This is a genomic window from Leptobacterium meishanense, from assembly GCF_037645805.1.
GTDB lineage: Bacteria > Bacteroidota > Bacteroidia > Flavobacteriales > Flavobacteriaceae > Leptobacterium_A > Leptobacterium_A meishanense.
Window position 1 is genome coordinate 83,717 of sequence record NZ_JBBEXE010000001.1, and the last position, 21,342, is coordinate 105,058.

Below are 21,342 nucleotides of genomic sequence, written 5' to 3' on the forward strand. Positions count from 1 at the left end.
GTTTATGAATTAGTTTCCTAAGTAATCATATACTATTTGTACAAACGATTTTACACCTAAAAGCATTCCACTCTCATCAATATAAAAGTTAGGTGTGTGGTGTGGAAAAACCTCTTCGGGTTTTGCCTCTGGAGCCTTTCCACCTAAAAAGAAATAAAAACCGGGCACTTTTTCCTGAAAATAAGCAAAATCCTCCGCACCTGTAATTGCTTTGGTCAATACAACGTTTTCTACTCCTGCTACTTTTTCAAGCGAAGGAACTGTTTGAGCTGTAAGTTCAAGGTCATTATACGTAATAGGAGCTCCGGTAGTAATCTCAACAGTAGCTTCCGCTCTATATGCTTTAGCAATTGCAGGCACCATTTCCTCCATACGTTTATTTATCATTCTTTGCATATCATAATCAAGCGTTCGGATAGTGCCAATCATCTCTGCTTCTTCCGGAATAATATTAAAACGGACCCCACTGGTGATTTTCCCTACAGAAATAACAGCTGCTTCTTCGGTAAGTTGGGATTCTCTACTAATAAGTGTTTGAAGTGCATCAATGATCTTTGCAGATACCATAATGGGGTCAACCCCTGACCATGGAGCTGAACCATGCGTTTGTTTGCCTTTTACTTTGATAACAAAACGTTGTGATGAGGCCATAGTGCCTCCTGGCTTGTAATTGATTTTCCCAACATCTAGTCCAGAAGAAATATGCAGCCCAAAAATGGCATCTACCTTAGGGTTTTCAAGGACGCCTTCTTCTACCATCAAAGGAGCCCCTCCTTTTTCTCCCGGTGGAGGGCCTTCTTCAGCAGGTTGAAATATAAACTTAACTGTTCCAGCAAAATCATTGTTCCTTGATAAAACTTCAGCAACTCCCATCATGATAGCAATGTGTGTATCATGGCCACAAGCATGCATTACACCGGTTTCTTTTCCTAAAAAAGTAGTTTTTACAGTTGATTTGAAAGGGACATTAGTTGCTTCAGTGACAGGGAGTGCATCAATATCAGCACGTAAAGCAACCACTTTTCCAGGCTTTTTACCTTTTAAAATAGCCACGACACCAGTTTTAGCGACTCCTGTTTGAACTTCCAGACCAAGACCCCTTAAGTGTTCTTCTATTTTTTTTGCTGTATTGAACTCTTGATTGGATAATTCCGGGTGTTCATGGAAATAACGACGCCATTCTATAATCTTTGGTTCAATATTTTCAATATCTTGTTTAAGGCTTTCTTGAGCCATTAAAATAGGGGCATATAATAATAATGCTAGTAGGAATATACTTTTCATTTTTAGAATTTAATTAATCGATAATTATTATTTTGAAGTTGGATCAATGCAGTTATAGCAGACAATGCGAATTGTACTTGTGGTAATGCATTTTCTTTGGCAACATTTCTATGAGCAGCCGTTTGCCCACAAAGAATAATATCAACCCCTGCATTGTCAAGTGCCTCAATAAGTAGTGTATTGGGGTTATTAATACCAAACTTTGCAGCATATGCCTTATCATTTAAAATATCTTGAGCAGCACTTCCATGTACCACCAATGCGACCTTCATTTGTTCTTTTGCAATACCATTTTGTGCATGCAGGTTCAAAAAACGGGCTGCAGTTTCAATTAAGGGATTGGTTTTATCATTAGCCTCAAAAGTCCTATCCACATCAAAAACCACTTTAAAAGAAGTTTGAGGGTCCGTTTTAAAATCAGGGTTAGTTACTTCATAAACAAACCCGTAATTTTCAATGATAGGTCCATCTGTTCGTTTGCTTTGTGCTAATAAGGTATGAAAAGAACATAATAAGAATGTAAGTAGATAAAAAATTCGCTTCATAAACAATAATAAAATTATTGTCCTAAAGATATTAATTATTGTTTTAATAATAACTCCATAATGGTTAATTTCACGTTTTCATCTAACAATAGAAAAAGACTGTTTTGGAAGACTATTTAAACGAACTGAACGATGCTCAGAAAGCGCCTGTTTTACATAAAGAAGGCCCCTTAATGGTTATTGCCGGAGCAGGTTCGGGGAAAACAAGGGTTTTAACATACCGTATAGCGCATTTGATGCACCAGGGAATCGACGCGTTCAATATACTGGCCCTTACATTTACCAATAAAGCTGCCAAAGAAATGAAAAGACGGATCGCACAGATTGTAGGCAGTAGTGAAGCAAAAAGCTTATGGATGGGGACATTTCATTCTGTTTTTGCTAAAATACTTCGATTTGAAGCTGATAAACTAGGCTATCCAAGCAATTTTACGATTTATGATACGCAAGACTCACAGCGCCTTATTGCTTCTATTATAAAAGAAATGGCGCTTGATAAAGATGTTTATAAATATAAGCAAGTACATGCACGTATTTCATCATATAAAAACAGTTTGATTACTGTGAACGCATATTTTAACAATCCTGAATTGGTAGAAGCAGATGCCATGGCAAAACGCCCTAGGATAGGTGATGTCTATAAGGAATATGTAGCACGATGCTTTAAAGCAGGCGCAATGGATTTTGATGACTTATTGCTAAAGACGAATGAGTTACTCACCCGTTTCCCTGATGTGTTGATGAAATATCAAGATCGTTTCCGCTATATTTTGGTAGATGAGTATCAAGATACCAATCATTCACAATATCTTATTGTACGTGCGTTATCTGATCGATTCCAAAACATCTGTGTGGTAGGTGATGATGCACAGAGTATCTATGCATTTCGTGGAGCAAACATTAACAATATCCTGAATTTTCAAAAAGATTATGACAATGTTTCTGTATATCGCTTAGAACAAAACTACCGATCTACAAAAAACATTGTCAATGCAGCCAATTCTGTTATAGAAAAGAATAAAAACCGACTAGAGAAAATAGTATGGACAGCAAATGAAGAAGGGCCACTTATAAAAGTGAATAGAACCATTACCGATTCAGAGGAAGGACGGTTTGTAGCAAGTGCTATTTTTGAGAATAAAATGCAGCATCAACTTTCTAATGGGAATTTTGCAGTACTGTATAGGACTAATTCCCAATCACGCTCCATAGAAGACGCATTACGAAAAAAAGATATTCCTTATCGTATTTATGGCGGATTATCATTCTATCAGCGCAAAGAGATCAAAGATGTGCTGGCATACTTGAGATTGATTGTAAACCCCAATGATGAAGAGGCCTTGAAACGTGTTATTAATTACCCTGCACGGGGAATTGGCCAAACAACTATAGATAAGCTTACGGTAGCTGCTAACCACTATGGGCGAAGTATTTTTGAGGTGCTAGAAAATACAGATACTATTGATTTAAAAATAAATACAGGCACGAGATCTCGCTTAGAGGATTTTGTGAATATGATCAAGAGCTTTCAGATCATGAATACAACTGCAGATGCATTCACCATAGCAGAACATGTGGCCCGAAAAACAGGAATTCTTCAAGAATTTAAAAAAGATGGAACGCCCGAAGGTATTGCCCGTATGGAAAATGTAGAAGAATTGCTAAATGGTATAAAAGATTTTGTGGAAGGACAAAAAGAACTGGCGGATGCAATCGGTTCATTAACCGAATTTTTAGAAGATGTAGCATTAGCTACTGATATGGACAAAGAAACAAGTGATGAAGATCGGGTAGCGTTAATGACAGTTCATTTAGCTAAAGGGTTGGAATTTCCTTATGTGTATATTGTAGGGATGGAAGAAGACCTGTTTCCTTCAGCCATGAGCATGAATACACGAAGTGAATTGGAAGAAGAACGGCGTTTATTTTATGTAGCACTTACACGGGCAGAAAAACAGGTGTGTTTAACCTATGCACAAACGCGGTATCGATGGGGGAAACTCATTGACGCAGAACCCAGTCGCTTCATAGAAGAAATAGACGATACGTATCTAGACTATATAACGCCTGTAGAAACAGGCTATCATTTTAAACCAATGATTGATGCGGATATTTTTGACGAGATAGACAAAAGTAAGCTCCGGTTAAAAAAACCGATAGCCGGATCAGCACCTAAAGGTCCTACACCAGCACAACTTCGAAAATTGAGAAAATTAAAACCGGGAATTGATGAACCTGTAGGAAATACAAATTTATTTGATGATAGCCTTGCTGTGGGAAACCTAGTGGCACATACCCGCTTTGGAAAGGGTGAAGTACTTAAGATTGAAGGGGCAAAAAACGATAAAAAAGCAGAGATAAAGTTTGAAGACGGGCAGGTAAAAAAATTATTACTGCGTTTTGCCAAATTAGATATCATAGGATAGTGAATTGATAATTGAATATAGAGTTCTTAATAACTACACTATTTAAAAGATATAAATTGTATGCAACCTTTATTTTGAACAGAAAACTTCAAACCTGAAACCTAAAAACTTGAATTTTCAAATAAAAAATGGCTGAACTCATAAAAATATATGAAGAAAACCCCAATCCTAAGAGCATAACTAGGGTAGTGGAGGTGCTGAGAAAAGGAGGAATTATTATCTACCCTACGGATACTGTCTATGGATTGGGTTGCGACATTACCAATACGAAAGCCTTAGAACGGATCGCCCGAATTAAAGGAGTAAAATTGGCCAAAGCAAACTTCTCATTTGTGTGTGCTGACCTGAGCAACCTGTCAGATTATGTTCGGCAAATTGATACACCCACATTTAAAGTATTAAAAAGGGCACTTCCCGGCCCTTATACATTTATTCTCCCTGGAAACAATAACCTACCTAAAGAATTTAAGAATAAGAAAACTGTAGGAATCCGTGTACCGGACAATAATATTGCAAGAGAATTGGTAGTACAACTTGGAAACCCTATTGTCTCTACATCCATTCATGATGAAGATACATTAATTGAATACACCACCGATCCTGAATTGATTTATGAAAAGTGGGGAAACCAAGTTGATATAGTTATTGATGGAGGTTATGGTAACAACATTCCTTCAACAGTTATAGACCTATCAGGAAGTGAACCCATGATCGTCAGGGAAGGAAAAGGAACATTAGCTATTTTATAAGCGCTATAAAAGAATTGGCGCTTAAAGATAACTTAACCACCATTTTTCTTTATGGTTTTGCTTATAGAAACCAAATTTTTTACATAGTGGATAAAGTAATAAAACAATAGCAATCCATATGATAGATACAATCCATATGCTTACGCCATATCCATCCAAGTTTGTGTCTCCAGTAAAAGTCATTAACATTTGTCGCCAACCATATCCTGATATTTCAGCAAATAGCAATGCAAATAGATGGATGACATATATATGGATAATATAAAAGAAAAAAGGAACTTTCCCAAAAGTACTAAAGAAACGAGTAATTTTTCCTTTTAGGTTTTCTGAATTTGCTAAAAACAAAAACATAGGGCCTAAGGTCATTAATAAAAATGTAAGTGATGGAGGATATTTTTCTGTATTAAAAAAAGAAAACATGGTTTTAGCAAAAGTGTCGTGTTCTTTCCAGTGAATAGCGTTTCCATAATAGTTTACACATCTAAGCACCACAAACAACAAAACACTTGATAAACCAATAATATTAAGTGTTTTCCGTCGCTTATTAGGAGTAAATCTTTTGCTGTAAAATACTCCAAAATAATATCCTAAGGACATGACGCCGATCCAAGGAATCACCGGATAACCAACTCGTAAATAATGATTTTCTGAAAGTTTAAAATAACCAACTTCATGTAAGGCTGTCCAAATAAAATTTTTTTCAAAGTGAACACCGTCTAAGAAATTATGCCCAAAAATAAGAATACAACTAAAAATAAGAATCCAATTTCTAGGGAGGTATATTAAAGCTGCTAGAGCAATCATGCTAATTCCCAAAGCCCAAATAACAAGCAATGCAATAACTTTAAAACGAATATCAAAATACCAGCCAAATGTAATAATAGTCATCTCAATAATTATAAGCCATATTCCACGTTTGAGTAAAAATGTGGCTAGTTCGTTTTTTGTTTTTCTTTGGCCAATTAGATAGGCAGAGATACCTGCTAATAAACTAAAACCAGGGGCACAAAAATGAGTAATCCATCTACTAAGATAAACCGGGATATTGGTTTTATTTGGATCTAAAGCATCATATATAAGAATTGCATCATGAAAGTAATCTCTAGTATGATCGAGAGCCATTAATATAATTATAATACCTTTAAGTAAATCGAGAGAATGTATTCTGTTAGGCAATGATTGTTCCATGAAAGTAGGTTATTAGAAAGAACAATTATAGATTAATAATTGCTGTTATAAAAATATTTTTAAGGAAATTTATAGATAAAAAAATGCGACTAAAATTAGCCGCATTTTATGATATAGGATTCTAGTTTCTGTTTAATTGCCATTGATGGCAGGGTCTTCCATACCTTCTTCTATCATGCTGTAAAATTGATCAAGTTTTGGAAGTACTACGATGCGTGTTCTCCTATTTTTTGCACGCCCTTCAGCAGTAGTGTTTTCTGCAACAGGGATATAATAACTTCTTCCGGAAGCAGTCATACGCTCTGGTTTTACACCAAAATCATTTTGAAGGATCCGAACCACAGATGTAGCTCGTTTTACACTAAGGTCCCAATTGTCTTGTAATACATCATTTTTGATTGGAACATCATCGGTATGGCCTTCTACCATAAATTCAAAATCAGGCTTGTTATTGACCACTTTAGCAACTTTTCCTAGCACCTCTTTTGCTTTGGCAGTTACATTATAACTTCCACTACTAAACAATAATTTATCAGAAATAGAGACATAAACCACCCCTTTTTCTACACTGATTTCAATATCTTCATCATCCAAGTTTCCTAATACCCCTTTTAGGCTTTGAACCAAAGCAAGGTTTACGGAGTCTCTTCGTGTAACAGCATCTCGTAATTTTCTGATGGTTAAATCTTTTTCACGAAGACTCTCTAGTGATTTTTCTAAATTCTCAGCCCCTTTTGTAGTAAGTGTTGTTAAATTTCCGAGATTATTAATAAGTTCTTGATTGTTTGCTTTCAATATGGCCACTTGGTCTTTTAGGTTGTCAGCAGTAGCAGAGAGTGCAGCTTTCTCTTCTAAGCATGAATTTAATTTAACAGTAGCAGAATTTAATAAATCTTGTGTCTCTTTATGTTTGGCTTCCAGCTCCGCATATTTTTTCTGAGGGACACATGATGATAATATCAAAGCAACCCCTAAACTGAGCAATCCTATTTTTTTCATAATTTTTAAAGTTAAAAGTTTAATTGTTAAATACTTTATCAAAAGTATTAAAAAACAAAAGATATGTACAAATAGTATCGTTAATATTTTATTAAACTACCATAGGTTTTTTTATTCAAAATGAAATAGTTCCATACAATAGATTTGATGCTATAGTATTTTCTTTTGCCTGCTATGGAGGGGCGTTTTTTTAACGCACCCTGCATATTTTTGTAATAACTTATATGTGCATATAGAACAGAAAGAGCATGTCGTGGTTTTAGCAAAAGTATGAAACGTAATACAGCTATCCCATCTAAGATTAAGCGAAGGAATACTAATACTATTACTTTTCTTTTTGGAAGGTTCTTTGTAATGGAAAAAAGCGAATTCCTAAAATTCAAAAAAGTTTTTTTAGGGTCCATATTGCTTAATGTAGCACCGCCTAGGTGATAAACATGGCTTTTTCCAGTGTACATAACCTTAAAGCCTTTGTTATGAGTACGCCAACAAAAATCAACTTCTTCTTGGTGTGCAAAGTAATCTTCATCAAAGCCGCCTAACTCCCAAAAAACAGCACTGCGGACAAACATGCATGCACCGGATGCCCAAAAGACAGGAATGGTATCATCATATTGACCTGAATCTTTCTCAATGGATTGAAAAATGCGCCCCCTGCAATACGGATACCCTAATTGGTCTATAAAACCACCTCCTGCACCTGCATATTCAAAATATTCCTTTTTACGATAGTCTAATATTTTTGGTTGAATAATGGCAATATCTTCATCTTTTTCAAAAAGATCCATAATGGGGAGCAGCCAATTTTTAGAGACAGCCACATCGGAATTTAACAGGCAATAAATATCTGCTTCTATATGGCGCAATGCATCATTGTACCCTTTTGCATACCCGCCATTTTCCGAATTTTTAATAATAACTACATTAGGATAGTTTGTTTTTACAAATGTGACAGAATCATCCTCGGAGGCATTATCAGCAAGATAAACAGTGGCTTTTTCAGAATAATTGACTACAGAGGGTAAAAACGTTTCTAATAAAGCCTTTCCGTTCCAATTTAGTATGACAATAGCTATGTTCAAAAGATGATTGATTAATTAGCGAAACAAGTTAACATATATACGGCGGAATTTCCTGTACAAAAATATATTTTTCTTGCTCATAGTCCATTTGACAATAATAGTGATTTAACCCATTGGTAACAATCAGGTAATCCGCTTTTAGTGTGAGGTTATAACGTGCTATTTGATCAAAAGTATCTTGGTTTATAGTAACTGAAGGAGCTTTACATTCTATAACAATTGAAATACCACCCTCTTTATTATAAACAACAACATCATATCGCTTCTTTACCGTGCCTACCTGAAGTTCTTTTTCAACATTAATGTATGATTTAGGATAGCCTTTATTCTGAATTAAGAATTGCACCATGTGTTGGCGTACCCATTCTTCCGGGTAAAGGGTTATAAATTTTTTACGGATCTCATCAAAGATAAGGGGCGTATTTTTACTATTTTTGAAACGAAACGTGTAATTTGGGAAATTCAAATTTTGCATAGGCAAATATGCAAATTATAGTCAATGGAAGCTAATGGATGAGGTTAAAAATATTGTATCGGAGATTCAAAAAGGAATTGTTAAACCCATTTATTTTTTAATGGGGGAAGAGCCTTATTATATTGACAAAATAGCTGAATACATTGAGAACAATATTTTATCTGATGATGAAAAAAGCTTTAACCAAGTAATATTGTATGGTCGTGATGTGAGCATAGATGCTATTGTGTCTAATTGTAAACGTTACCCTATGATGGCAGAAAGACAAGTAGTAATCGTTAGAGAAGCTCAAGAGCTGTCCCGTACTATTGAAAACTTAACATCATACATAGAAAACATACAACCCACTACAGTTTTAGTAATGTGTTATAAATATAAGGCTTTGGATAAAAGGAAAAAGTTATATAAAGCAGTACAAAAAGCAGGGGTGTTATATGAAAGTAAGCGATTGTATGAAAATCAAGTAGGAGAATGGATTCGAAGAGTTCTTTCAGGAAAAGGTTATAGTATCAGCCCTAAAGCGAGCCTTATGCTAGTTGAATTTTTAGGAACTGATTTAAGCAAAATAAATAACGAATTGGAAAAATTGCAATTAATTATTCCTTCAGGGAATGAGATTACTCCAGAACTCATAGAGGAAAATATAGGAATCAGCAAAGATTTCAACAACTTTGAATTGCGAAAAGCAATAGGCGCACGCGACGAGGTAAAAGCAACCCGAATTATTAATTATTTTGCCCAAAACTCAAAAGACAACCCATTAGTGGTTACCATTTCACTTCTTTATAATTTTTTTTCGCAATTATTGCATTACCATGGGTTGCACGATCATTCAGTAAAAAATGTAGCTGCTACATTGCGAATTAACCCATATTTTGTTGGTGAATATCAAACAGCTGCCCGTAATTACCCAATGAAGAAAGTGAGCAAGATAATAACTTACTTACGCGATATAGATTTAAAAGGAAAAGGTGTTGGTGCCATAAACCTTTCACAGGGTGATTTGTTGAAAGAAATGTTGGTTAAGATAATACGTTGACCAACTTCCGGTAAATAAAAAAACCGTTTTCCATACAAAGAAAAACGGTTTTTCCACAAAAAAATTATTTACGACGGCTGTTTTGCAAATAACGGTTTATTAATTATAAAAATAAACGGAACAGCAAATATCAAATGCCTCACAAGAGATCCTATAGCCATTTCAGGCCCCACATTGCTTCCGGCTACACCCGCTCCTAATAATGGAAACATAAATAACCAAACCAATACTATTGTTTGTGCAGTGATAAAAATAAACGGTCTTAACCAAGCAGGCCCCCATAATGAAGGGGCTACAGCGTTATACAAGATAGCTAACAGGATTCCGTTTCCATAATGGCTTACTACACCATAAGAAAGCCCTAACCCTGTTTTGTCGCCTAACAAAGCAGGAATGTCCCACCATGTTCCATTGGCAACTAAGCCAAATAAGTCAAATAAAATGGTGCCTATAATACCGGCAATAATTGCATTTTTCCAATTAATTGTTTTCATATCTAATTATATATGTTAATAATTGTAAAAATCATTAAATAAAAAACAATTTTGAATGAAAATATCGCCTTTTATATTGTCAATTATTCCTTTTTGTTAAAAACTATTGAATTAACTTGAATTCAGAAATGGTTTTTCCTGTGCACTTTTTGAAAAACTTGCTAAATTGTGGAGCATCTTCAAACCCTAATTCATGCCCTACTTCTTTTGCTGTTTTGTCCGTGTACAAGAATAATTTTTTTGCCTCCATGATTATCCGGTTGTGAATAACTTGTAATGGGGTTTTATGGGAATGTTTATGAAAGACATTTGTAATAGTTTTAGGAGATTTATTAAGCATTTCAGCATATTCACTAACGGTTTTTTTGGTCTTAAAATTTTCTTCAACTAAAACATTAAATTTTCTTATTAAGTCTATGTTTTTCTGATTATTATAATTTTTATAGAGTTGTTTTTTTGCAATTCTTGTATTACGGATAATGAATTCTTTTAACAGCAATCGTAACATTTCTTCTTGGTGACTGTCCTTATTATTAAATTCCTGTTTTAACTTAGCAATCAAGGTATTTAAATTTTTTGACTCTATTGAAGATAATGATATGATGGGTGTGTACTCAGAGCCAAAGAATAAAATACCATTACAGGATACTTCACTATCATTGGTATGGATGCAATAAAATTCTTTGTTGAACTGAAGCATTATAAAAGAATAAATATAGGAGTTGTCAATTTTTACCTTTTGAAGGTAATTAAAGCATAATAACTGCCCAGGTACGAGCTGTTCTTTTTTATTATCTATAGTAATGCTAATAGCAGTTTTTCCGGTGTTCCATATAAATGATAGATAATTTTCTGATTGAAACAGTATGGGTATGTCAATACTGTTTTCTGCCAATATCAATTTAGCATTGATTTTATGATTATAGTATGTTTTAATCATTTTTTTGGAATAGAAAATATTTTGAAGGTTTAAGTCATTTGTATAAAATTTAACCAAATGAAAAGGTTTTGAGATCAATATTTCCTCCGGATAGAATAACCCCTACTTTTTTATTGCTAAAAAACGATTTATTTTTTACAAGACCTGCAAAAGCAACTGCTGATGAAGGTTCAATAATAATTTTCATTCGTTCGTAGATTAGCTTTAAAGCTTCAATAATCTCTTCTTCTGTAACCCTGATGATATCAGAAACATGCTTCTTTATAATTGGAAAGTTTTTGTCCCCCAATTGTGTTTTTAATCCATCCGCTATTGTGTTTGTGGTATGGTTGGATTCTATTTTTCCACTTTTTAATGAACGGTATGCATCGTCTGCTTCTAGGGGTTCTACTCCTATTACTTTACAATTTTTCCCAAAATAATTTGCCGCTAAGGCATTCCCTGCTATAAGACCACCGCCTCCTACAGGAATAAAGATGTAATTAAGATTTGGGTGCTCGTTCAATAGCTCAATTCCTGCGGTGCCTTGCCCTATGATCACATCAGTGTTGTTTGAAGAATGAATAAGTGTAGCTTTTTTTTCTTTTTGGATTTTTGCTGCAGTTTCTTTTCTTGCCTGTAAAGTGGGTTTACACAATGTTATTTCTCCTCCATAGTGCTCAACAGCTTGTTTTTTTACCTCAGGGGCACTCTTAGGCATTATGACATATGACCTTATTCCAAGAGATGTAGCAGCTAAGGAAAGTGCTTGTGCAAAATTTCCGGAGGAGTGGGTAACAACCCCGTTTTTTTTCTCTTCTTCTGATAGTTTCATAATAGCATTAACAGCTCCTCTAATCTTAAAAGAACCTGCTCTTTGAAAATTTTCACACTTAAAGTAAATGTTACATTTACACAGCTCATTCAATAAATTAGAAGTAAGTACAGGGGTTTTATGTACATATGGAGCAATCCGATCAGCAGCTTTTAACAACTCTTTTTTAGAAGGAATCATAGCCCAGTATTGAATTTTATCGAAGCCTCGGGTATTTTTTAGGACTTGCCTCATGCATAATAGCATATATTTTTTCAAAAATATCTTCTGCATTCGGTTTTGAAAAATAATCCCCATCAGTACCATATGCCGGCCTGTGTGGTTTTGCCGTTAGTGTCTGTGGAGCACTATCTATAAATTGGTAAGCATTTTGCTTTTCTATAACCTCATTCAAAATATAAGCAGAAGCACCTCCGGGAACGTCTTCATCAATAACTAGCAAACGGTTTGTTTTTTGAACACTTTTTACTATATCATGCTGAATATCAAAAGGCAATAATGTTTGACAATCGATCAGTTCTATATCAATATCAACTTCTAACAGCTCCTTAGCAACCTGTTCTATAATTCGAAGGGTGGAGCCATAAGAAACTACTGTAATATCTTTGCCTTCTTTTACAGTTTCAACAATACCTATAGGTGTTTTAAATTCCCCTAGATTAGAAGGCAACTGCTCTTTAAGGCGATAGCCATTGAGTGGTTCAATGATTAAAGCAGGTTCATTACTTTCAAGAAGCGTGTTGTAAAAACCAGCTGCTTTGGCCATATTTCTAGGTACTAAAACATACATCCCCCTGAGTAAATGGATAAGCCCTCCCATTTGAGAGCCACTATGCCATATTCCCTCAAGCCGATGCCCCCGGGTTCTTATTATCAATGGTGCTTTTTGTCTTCCACATGTGCGATAGAGGAGGGAGGCTAAATCATCGCTCATAATCTGCAGTGCATACATTACATAGTCTAGATATTGAATTTCTGCAATGGGACGTAACCCTCTCATTGCTAAACCAATACCTTGTCCTACAATAGTGGCTTCCCGTATTCCGGTATCAGCAATCCGTAATTCTCCATATTTTTTTTGTAAACCTTCTAACCCTTGATTTACATCACCAATATTGCCGGTGTCTTCTCCAAAAATGAGGAGATTGGAATGTTTTTCAAATAACTTATCAAAATTATCCCTAAGCAATACCCGCCCGTCAACTTCTTCTTTCTCTTCACTATATTCAGGAGGAACTGCTCTTATTTTAGTAGCGTTTAGATCATCTTCACTGTATAAGTGTGAACTATATTTAGGCTGTATTTCAACATAGTAATTAGCTATCCAATTCTTTAGTTGTTCTTTTTCAGGAGTTTCTTCATGAATGATATATCGAAGAGCCTTTCTTGCTATAGAAATAACATTTTTTTTTGAAGGCTCATCATTTGCTATCAAATCATTTTTTAATTTGTTGATAAAAACTTTGTTTACACTTGTATTAGCAATAGCTTCAAAAAGTGACAAGAGTTCTTTTTTATGGATTTTCATAGGAGCCAGAAAGCTACTCCAAGCCCTTTTTTTAGCTTCCCGGACTTCTTTTTTTATGCCTTTTTCCAATTCTGACAACTCTTCTTCGGAAGCAATACTACTACTAACCATCCATTCCCGCATCTTCAAATTACAATCATTCTCCTTTTCCCAGACTAGGCGTTCTTCACTTTTGTATCGCTCATGTGAACCTGAGGTGGAGTGCCCTTGCGGCTGTGTAAGTTCTGTAACATGTATTAGTACAGGAATATGTTCTTTCCGGGCAATACTGCTAGCCTTTTCATACATTTCTATAAGTGAAGAATAGTCCCAACCTTTTACAACTATGATTTCATACCCTTCATTATGTTCGTCTCTCTGAAAACCCTTTAATATTTCTGAAATATTTTCTTTGGTAGTTTGATATCTGGCAGGCACAGAAATACCGTATTCGTCATCCCAGACACTAATTACCATCGGAACCTGTAATACCCCTGCAGCATTGACAGTTTCAAAAAAGATTCCTTCACTGGTACTTGCGTTTCCGATTGTTCCCCAAGCAACTTCATTGCCATTGACAGAGAAGTTATTAGCATTTATCTCCTTCAAGTTTCTGTATATTTTAGATGCTTGTGCTAGACCTAATAACCGTGGCATTTGTCCGGCAGTAGGAGAAATATCAGAACTGGTGTTTTTTTGTTTAGTGAGATCTTTCCAACTACCATCTTCATGGTGGCTGTGTGTAGCAAAGTGAGCGCCCATTTGTCGACCTGCTGACATGGGCTCTGCTTCTATATCGGTATGTGCATAAAGCCCTGCAAAAAATTGGTCCGCATTCAATGCACCTATAGCCATCATAAATGTTTGGTCTCTGTAGTAACCACTCCTAAAATCACCGTTCCTAAACGCTCTGGCCATAGCCAATTGCGGTACTTCTTTCCCGTCTCCGAAAATTCCAAATTTTGCTTTTCCGGTAAGTACTTCACGCCGCCCTAACAAACTACATTCACGGCTTGTAACCGCAATGGTATAATCTTCTAAAACTTGTTTTCTAAACTCTTCGAAAGATATGTCTTTTTGTAATGTTGTTTTTGCTTGCATAGTGTGAAAGGACGGATTTTAAAGCGACACAAAAATAGCTAAAAGATTTCGTTATTGCAATACAGGAAAATGTTATAAAAATGATAATTACACAAAAAAACAGGTGTTTTTTTAACAAATAGACAATATTTTAAATTTCAAAAAGCTAAATCTAAGAATTTCTCAAAATGAGTTAAAAAAATATTAAAACCATTTACGTGTAAAAAGCCCCGTTAAGGCTTTAGGACTTAATGTTATTATAAAACGTATTTTTTGATCGTACCGTTCATTGCCAATTTCCCAACCATTGTTTGAATACAATGGAAAATAAAGCTCAAAATAGTCTGTTACTAAATTTAAACGAACCCCGGAGTCGTATACAAATCTGGAATCAAAACCTTTACTTTTAATAAATCCAATATCTCCATAGAGCTCTACCCACCTCCACACATTGAAGCTTGCATTTGTGGTCGCAATCCAGTCATTGGCAAAAGGGTCGCGAATTTTTGATTTAAAGCCGCCTTCCGCTATAATTATTTGTTGGCTAAAGATACCTGAGTCTTCAGATCTTCCTAGGTAATTGAAATCGAATAAATAATCAGTAGGCCTATCAAGTGCATAACTAAAAAAGTCAGAATTAGTGTCATTATTTATAAATTTTCCAAAGAAGAAACGTAAATTCAATTGTCTATTATTTTGAAACAATCTCCTATATTCTATATCAAATGAAATTTTAGAAAAATCAGAGGCAAACTGCATATCGGCAAACCATGAAAAATAATTGATAATACCATTGTTTGAATAGTTATAGCGTGCATTAAAAACATTGTAATCAGGATCAGTTTCTATGTTATTAGATCGGTTTCTGTTTATACTGACGTATCTGAACGTTAAAAAGCGCCGGGCATTCGATCTAAGGTCATTTGTTCTAAAACCAAAACTAATGGCTGGGGTGATGGTAGTGAACCTGGAATCTTCTGCAAAATGAAATGTGCTTCCTGATAATGAATAATTTATTAAATAAAGATCATTATTGCGAATATATTTTCTGTACAATAATAATCCTGAACCTACAATGGTTTTTTCACCTATTGAAAAGGAAGGACTCATATCAAAAATAAAGGGTTTTTCCAAGAAGGCTTTGTTATGAAACCGTAACCCAGGCATAAATTCATCATACACGTTATAACTAAATACCGGCACATAAAATAATTGGCTGTAATAAGGGTTTTCGGCATCTTTAAAGAACTTAAGCTGAATTTTTTTATTACTGGAAAAAAAGCCGTTCAGTGATTTCCAGTTATCACGTTGGTTGAATTCAGGAATTGTTTTGTCATAATTCAATACTAATCGTTCTGCACTATCACGGGAAATTTTGAAGGTTCTTTCTTCTTTGATATTTGATAACCAATACTTGGAAACTATACTATCTTTTTTATCGATTCCATAAAGAGTTATAGGTACATTAGTATTACTTTTGTTTTTGATGGTAACAAGTACAGAATCATTTACTTTTTTTACTTTTTTTATTTTAAAATCAATTGTATTTCGTGTACTGATGTACTCATCAAAAAACCAGTCTATATTTTTAGGGCTATTCAGTTTTAGATAGGCTTCATACACAGGAAATAAAACATCTTTTGATCTATAATCTCTGTAAAATGCCTTTATTTGATTACTTACATGGTTGTTTTCTAAATAATTTTCAAGATAAATAAGCCCTAAACCTGCTTTGTATTTGTTTGCAATTTTTTGATTAAACTTTATTAGTGAATCATTAGTTTCTGTAAGAGGCTGATCTAAGTTTTTTCGAGCGATTAACATGTGTAAAAATGGATATTGCTCATTAAAAGGCATTTTTGCCAAGTGAAGGTTTTTAATGATGAATGTGTTTGATAAGTTTCCTAATAAAGTCATATTTGGATAAAACTCATCTACATATTTTATCATCAAATAATTTTGAATAGCGTCTACAATCCATTGCTGTTTTCTTGAATCTATGAAAATGGTATTTCTTAACCAATTGTACAATGTGGTTTTTAATATTTTCATTTCATATTGAAAATCTTCAGGATAAGGCCTTAAAAAAGAAGGAAGCTGGTTTAGTCCGTACAAAGGGTTTTTTCGGTATGTTATTTCGGAAACCAAAAGGCTTTTATGAGGATATGTTCCCAAGCTTTGATCGACAAACTGTATAACACGTTCAGCTGACGACACCTTTTGAACATCTGAGAGGTTTTTAGATTCAATATTAGTGATGAGGGAAAGTTGTTTAGTATTGAAGACATCAAATGAATTATCACTTTCTATAAATAGTTGAATATCTGCCCTGTCATTCCCTTTCATTACAACTTGGTGATATCCTGATATTTCATTTTTTTGCTCAATATCTAAATCAGTACTTAATTTATATGCGAGGGGATAATTAAAAACAATTTCGTAATCGGAAGCGTACGTATACAGGTCGTCCAAGTCTGTATTACTATAAAGCATCCATTCATCATCTTTATGTACAGCAGGAGTAATATACCAGTATCTTAAGTTATAATCATTTGTGTTGGTATGTCCATAGTATGTGAATTTGTTGTCAGGAAGCGTTGTAGTATAGAAAAGCTTTAAGACATGATTTTTTCCAGGATATATGGGAGATTTTAATTGTACTTTTAAAAGGTCACCTTCCGAAAGCCGTTTCCAATCTAGAAACTGGAGGTTTTTATCAGAAATGGAGATAATTTTTGTATTGCCCCGTTCTTCTTCTTTAGCAAGATGAAGGCTCCTATTGAATTCTTCTGCAAAACGTTTTGCCAGTGCCGTTTTTTTATTGGCATAAGCATTGTTCCAATCATTCAAATATATAGCATTGATAGTGTCATTAGATTGGTTATAAAATGTAATTTCTTGTTGAATGTTTATAGTATGTGTTTGTGCATCTAACGTGGCAATAATCTTAATAGCGTTTTGCCCAAAGGAATAACTACCGAGCCCAATAATGCATAATACTGTAATATATGAAATGTAGTTTTTCAAGTTTTGTAGATTATTTCATTGGTTTACATACAACATCTATTGATTGAACGTAGACTTGTTATATTTCTTATATTAAGGGCGTACTGTTCTTAATTAAACATTATCAAATACAAAAACCCCATCTATTGATTAAAAATTAGGACTAAGATTGTATTTTTTATAAAAATCATCCAACACCTCAATAACCTCGTCCTCATTGTCCACTATTTGTACAAGATTTAAATCTTCAGGGCTTATTTTTTGGAATTTTTCTAGTAACGTGTTTTTCACCCAATCAAAAAGACCTTCCCAAAAATCAGTCCCTACCAAGATAATGGGGAAACGGGCTATTTTTTTTGTTTGTATAAGCGTAATGGCTTCAAAAAGTTCGTCTAATGTTCCAAACCCTCCGGGCATTACCACAAACCCTTGGGAATATTTTACAAACATTACTTTTCGAACAAAGAAGTAATCAAAGTTAAGGTTTTTATCCCGATCAATATATGGGTTATCATGTTGCTCAAAAGGGAGGTCAATGTTTAAGCCTACAGATGTACCGCCACCTAAATGCGCCCCTTTGTTACCTGCTTCCATAATTCCCGGACCGCCACCAGTTATAACTCCATAGCCTGATTCCACAATTTTTTTTGCAATACGTTCTGTAAGCTCATAGTATGGGTGTCCCGGTTTTATTCTAGCAGAGCCAAATATGGATACACATGGGCCAATGACACTCATTTTTTCAAAACCACTTACAAACTCACCCATTATTTTGAATATAGCCCAGGAGTCGTTTGTTTTTATCTCATTCCACTCTTTATTATGTTGCTCTTTTCTCATTTTGGTCATTATAATAATTGTAGATATAGATTACGAATGTAACTCTTTTTTCAAGAATTTGGCAGTATAACTATTGGGGTGTAAAGCCACTTCTTCTGGAACCCCTGTAATGACAATTTCTCCACCTCCTTTTCCTCCTTCATAACCAATGTCAATAATATGGTCAACCATTTTGATAACGTCCATGTTATGTTCTATAATCAGTACGGTATTTCCTTTATCAACTAACCTGTTTAACACTTCCATAAGTACTCTAATATCCTCAAAATGCAGCCCTGTAGTGGGTTCGTCCAGAATATAAAAAGTGTTTCCGGTGTCTTTTTTAGAAAGTTCAGCAGCAAGCTTTATGCGTTGTGCCTCACCCCCCGATAGTGTAGTAGATTGTTGTCCTAATGTAATATAACCAAGCCCTACATCTTGTATAGTTTTTAGCTTTCGGTATATTTTTGGGATGTTTTCAAAAAAGCTGACAGCTTCATTAATAGTCATTTCTAATACGTCGGCAATGGATTTTCCTTTATACCGGATCTCAAGTGTTTCTCTATTGAATCGCTTTCCTTGACATGTTTCACATGCTACATATACATCAGGTAAAAAATTCATTTCAATAACGCGTAATCCACCCCCTTGGCAGGTTTCACAACGTCCTCCTTTTACATTAAAACTAAAACGTCCCGGTTTATAACCGCGAATCATTGACTCAGGTGTTTGCGTAAATAAACTTCGGATTTCGCTAAACACGCCTGTATAAGTTACTGGATTAGACCTGGGGGTTCGTCCGATAGGGGATTGATCAATTTCAATTACTTTGTCAACATTTTCAACACCTTCGATTTTTTTATAAGGCATTGGCTTTTTTAGGGCATTGAAAAAATGAGTGTTCAAAATAGGGTAGAGGGTATCATTAACCAATGTTGATTTACCACTCCCGGATACTCCGGTAACCCCAATCATTTTGCCTAAAGGGAATTTAACATTGATGTTTTTTAGATTGTTTCCTGAACAACCCATTAATACAATGGATTTTCCATTTCCTTTCCTTCTTTCTGATGGAACTTTTATTTCTTTATTCCCATTTAAATAAGCAGCTGTTAGTGTCTGGTGCTTTTGTATTTGACTGGGAGTTCCCTCAGAAATAACCTCCCCTCCATGTCTACCTGCCCTAGGGCCAATATCAATTACATGATCCGCATGAAGAATCATATCTTTATCATGTTCAACGACGATAATAGAGTTTCCGATATCACGGAGTGACAGGAGTGATTTTATTAAACGTTCATTATCACGTTGGTGCAACCCTATACTAGGTTCGTCTAAAATATACAGGACCCCAACGAGTTGCGACCCTATCTGGGTAGCTAGTCGGATTCGTTGTGCTTCACCTCCTGAGAGTGATTTCGAACTTCGGTTTAGGGAAAGATAATCCAATCCTACATCAAGCAAGAACTGGATACGGGTATTTATTTCTTTGAGTACTTCTTCAGCTATTTTGAATTGTTTTTCAGATAAGTGCTTAGGAAGAGATTGGAACCAATTGGCTAGGTCTGTAATGTCCATTGCCGCCAGTTCAGCAATATTCTTTTCATTTATTTTGAAATAGAGAGACTCTTTCTTTAACCTAGAACCATTACATTCAGGGCATTGGTTTTTATCCATGAATCCTTTTGCCCAACGTTTTATGGAGGCGCTATCACTTTCTTTATACTGGTTTTCAATGAAATTTATAATACCTTCAAAATCAATCTTATAATCACGCGTAATACCCATGACTTTTGATGCAATTGAAAACTTTTCGTTGCCTCCATTTAAAATAACCTGAAGAGCTTCTTCTGGAATACTACTTATGGGGTCATCTAGTTTGAACTCATATCGTGCTGCAATAATCTCTAACTGTTTAAATATCCAGGATTTTTTATACCCCCCCAATGGAGTAATACCCCCATCTCGTATAGATTTTTTTTTGTCGGGAATGACCTTGTTAAAGTTTACCTCATGCACATGCCCTAAACCATTGCATTTAGGGCACATCCCTTTTGGAGAATTGAATGAAAATGTATTGGGTTCAGGATTGGGGTATGAGATACCTGAGGACGGACACATAAGGTTTCTACTAAAATAACGTGTTTTTTTAGTATCATTATCTAGCACAATTAACACATCGTCACCGTGATACATAGCCGTGTTGATTGTCTCCATCAGACGTTTTTGAGTATCGTTGTCTTTGATTATTTGAAGTCGGTCAATAACAATTTCAATATCATGTGTCTTGTACCGGTCCACTTTCATTCTTGGTTCAAGGTCAATTATTTCACCATCTACCCGGGCTTTTATAAATCCTTGTTTGGCTATTTGCTCAAATAATTCACGGTAGTGTCCTTTTCGTGAACGGATTACCGGTGATAATATAGTTACTTTTTTGTTTTCAAAATCCTGTGTGATAAGTTCTTTTATTTGTTCATCGGTATAACTTATCATTTTTTCTCCGCTATTATAACTAAAAGCATCAGAAGCTCTTGCAAACAATAGCCTTAGAAAATCATATATCTCAGTAACTGTTCCAACAGTAGAGCGCGGGGATTTTGATGTTGTTTTCTGCTCAATAGCAATAACAGGGGATAGCCCATCTATTTTATCCACGTCAGGACGTTCAAGGTTTCCTAAAAACTGTCGCGCATATGCGGAAAAAGTTTCAATATAACGGCGTTGACCCTCTGCATAAATGGTGTCAAAAGCCAATGATGATTTACCACTTCCTGAAAGCCCGGTAATAACCACTAGCTTTTCTCTTGGAATGGTAACATCTATATTTTTAAGATTATGAACGCGTGCGCCTTTTACTTGTATGTTTTCTTCGTGAATTGCCATAGAGTGGTG

Annotated in this window: 16 protein-coding genes; 3 read left to right on the plus strand and 13 right to left on the minus strand. The window is 35.0% G+C overall.

Annotated features, from left to right (window positions below):
* Positions 1–9 precede the first annotated feature (9 nt).
* Positions 10–1,284 (minus strand): amidohydrolase, encoded by a 1,275-nt coding sequence (locus WBG21_RS00395; protein ID WP_340073629.1) that lies wholly within the window; start codon positions 1,282–1,284, stop codon positions 10–12.
* A 2-nt stretch (positions 1,285–1,286) separates the two neighbouring features.
* The gene (locus WBG21_RS00400; protein WP_340073631.1) at positions 1,287–1,829 is read right to left on the minus strand and encodes a DsrE family protein; all 543 of its coding nucleotides are present in this window, start codon (positions 1,827–1,829) and stop codon (positions 1,287–1,289) included.
* 104 nt (positions 1,830–1,933) lie between these two features.
* Between WBG21_RS00400 and WBG21_RS00405 the strand changes: the two genes are divergently transcribed.
* On the plus strand, positions 1,934–4,255 hold the full coding sequence (locus WBG21_RS00405) for an ATP-dependent helicase (protein ID WP_340073633.1): 2,322 nt from the start codon (positions 1,934–1,936) through the stop codon (positions 4,253–4,255).
* Between the two features lie 128 nt (positions 4,256–4,383).
* Positions 4,384–5,004 (plus strand): L-threonylcarbamoyladenylate synthase, encoded by a 621-nt coding sequence (locus tag WBG21_RS00410; protein ID WP_340073635.1) that lies wholly within the window; start codon positions 4,384–4,386, stop codon positions 5,002–5,004.
* Positions 5,005–5,025: 21 nt separating this feature from the next.
* Here WBG21_RS00410 and WBG21_RS00415 read toward each other — a convergent pair whose 3' ends face one another.
* From WBG21_RS00415 to WBG21_RS00430, 4 genes are all read right to left on the minus strand, one after another.
* The gene (locus WBG21_RS00415) at positions 5,026–6,192 is read right to left on the minus strand and encodes a DUF1624 domain-containing protein (RefSeq protein ID WP_340073637.1); all 1,167 of its coding nucleotides are present in this window, start codon (positions 6,190–6,192) and stop codon (positions 5,026–5,028) included.
* 132 nt (positions 6,193–6,324) lie between these two features.
* The gene (locus WBG21_RS00420; RefSeq protein WP_340073639.1) at positions 6,325–7,191 is read right to left on the minus strand and encodes an OmpA/MotB family protein; all 867 of its coding nucleotides are present in this window, start codon (positions 7,189–7,191) and stop codon (positions 6,325–6,327) included.
* Positions 7,192–7,271: 80 nt separating this feature from the next.
* Positions 7,272–8,273 carry a glycosyltransferase family 2 protein gene (locus WBG21_RS00425; protein WP_340073641.1) on the minus strand — a complete coding sequence of 334 codons (1,002 nt, stop codon included), beginning with the start codon at positions 8,271–8,273 and terminating at the stop codon, positions 7,272–7,274.
* A gap of 28 nt (positions 8,274–8,301) precedes the next feature.
* Positions 8,302–8,748, minus strand: a complete 447-nt coding sequence (locus WBG21_RS00430; protein WP_340073643.1) for a type I restriction enzyme HsdR N-terminal domain-containing protein — start codon at positions 8,746–8,748, stop codon at positions 8,302–8,304.
* Positions 8,749–8,782: 34 nt separating this feature from the next.
* Here WBG21_RS00430 and holA point away from each other — a divergent pair, with 34 nt between their 5' ends.
* A complete protein-coding gene (holA, locus tag WBG21_RS00435) occupies positions 8,783–9,787 on the plus strand; it encodes a DNA polymerase III subunit delta (RefSeq protein WP_340073645.1) in 1,005 nt (334 codons plus the stop codon).
* 68 nt (positions 9,788–9,855) lie between these two features.
* On the opposite strand, the gene WBG21_RS00440 is transcribed toward holA, so the two are convergent.
* The 7 genes from WBG21_RS00440 to uvrA form a co-directional block, all read right to left on the minus strand.
* Positions 9,856–10,281: a hypothetical protein gene (locus tag WBG21_RS00440; RefSeq protein ID WP_340073647.1), complete on the minus strand. Its 426-nt coding sequence runs from the start codon at positions 10,279–10,281 to the stop codon at positions 9,856–9,858.
* Positions 10,282–10,384: 103 nt separating this feature from the next.
* Complete coding sequence (locus tag WBG21_RS00445) at positions 10,385–11,221, minus strand: AraC family transcriptional regulator (protein ID WP_340073649.1); 837 nt, start codon at positions 11,219–11,221, stop codon at positions 10,385–10,387.
* Positions 11,222–11,270: 49 nt separating this feature from the next.
* Positions 11,271–12,215 (minus strand): threonine ammonia-lyase, encoded by a 945-nt coding sequence (locus WBG21_RS00450; protein ID WP_340074245.1) that lies wholly within the window; start codon positions 12,213–12,215, stop codon positions 11,271–11,273.
* Positions 12,216–12,231: 16 nt separating this feature from the next.
* Entirely contained in the window at positions 12,232–14,643 is a 2,412-nt protein-coding gene (locus WBG21_RS00455; RefSeq protein WP_340073651.1) for an alpha-ketoacid dehydrogenase subunit alpha/beta, read from the minus strand.
* A 183-nt stretch (positions 14,644–14,826) separates the two neighbouring features.
* Complete coding sequence (locus tag WBG21_RS00460) at positions 14,827–17,649, minus strand: gluzincin family metallopeptidase (protein WP_340073653.1); 2,823 nt, start codon at positions 17,647–17,649, stop codon at positions 14,827–14,829.
* Positions 17,650–17,778: 129 nt separating this feature from the next.
* Positions 17,779–18,468, minus strand: a complete 690-nt coding sequence (locus WBG21_RS00465; protein ID WP_340074247.1) for an LOG family protein — start codon at positions 18,466–18,468, stop codon at positions 17,779–17,781.
* A 30-nt stretch (positions 18,469–18,498) separates the two neighbouring features.
* On the minus strand, positions 18,499–21,333 hold the full coding sequence (gene uvrA / locus WBG21_RS00470) for an excinuclease ABC subunit UvrA (RefSeq protein ID WP_340073655.1): 2,835 nt from the start codon (positions 21,331–21,333) through the stop codon (positions 18,499–18,501).
* Positions 21,334–21,342 lie beyond the last annotated feature (9 nt).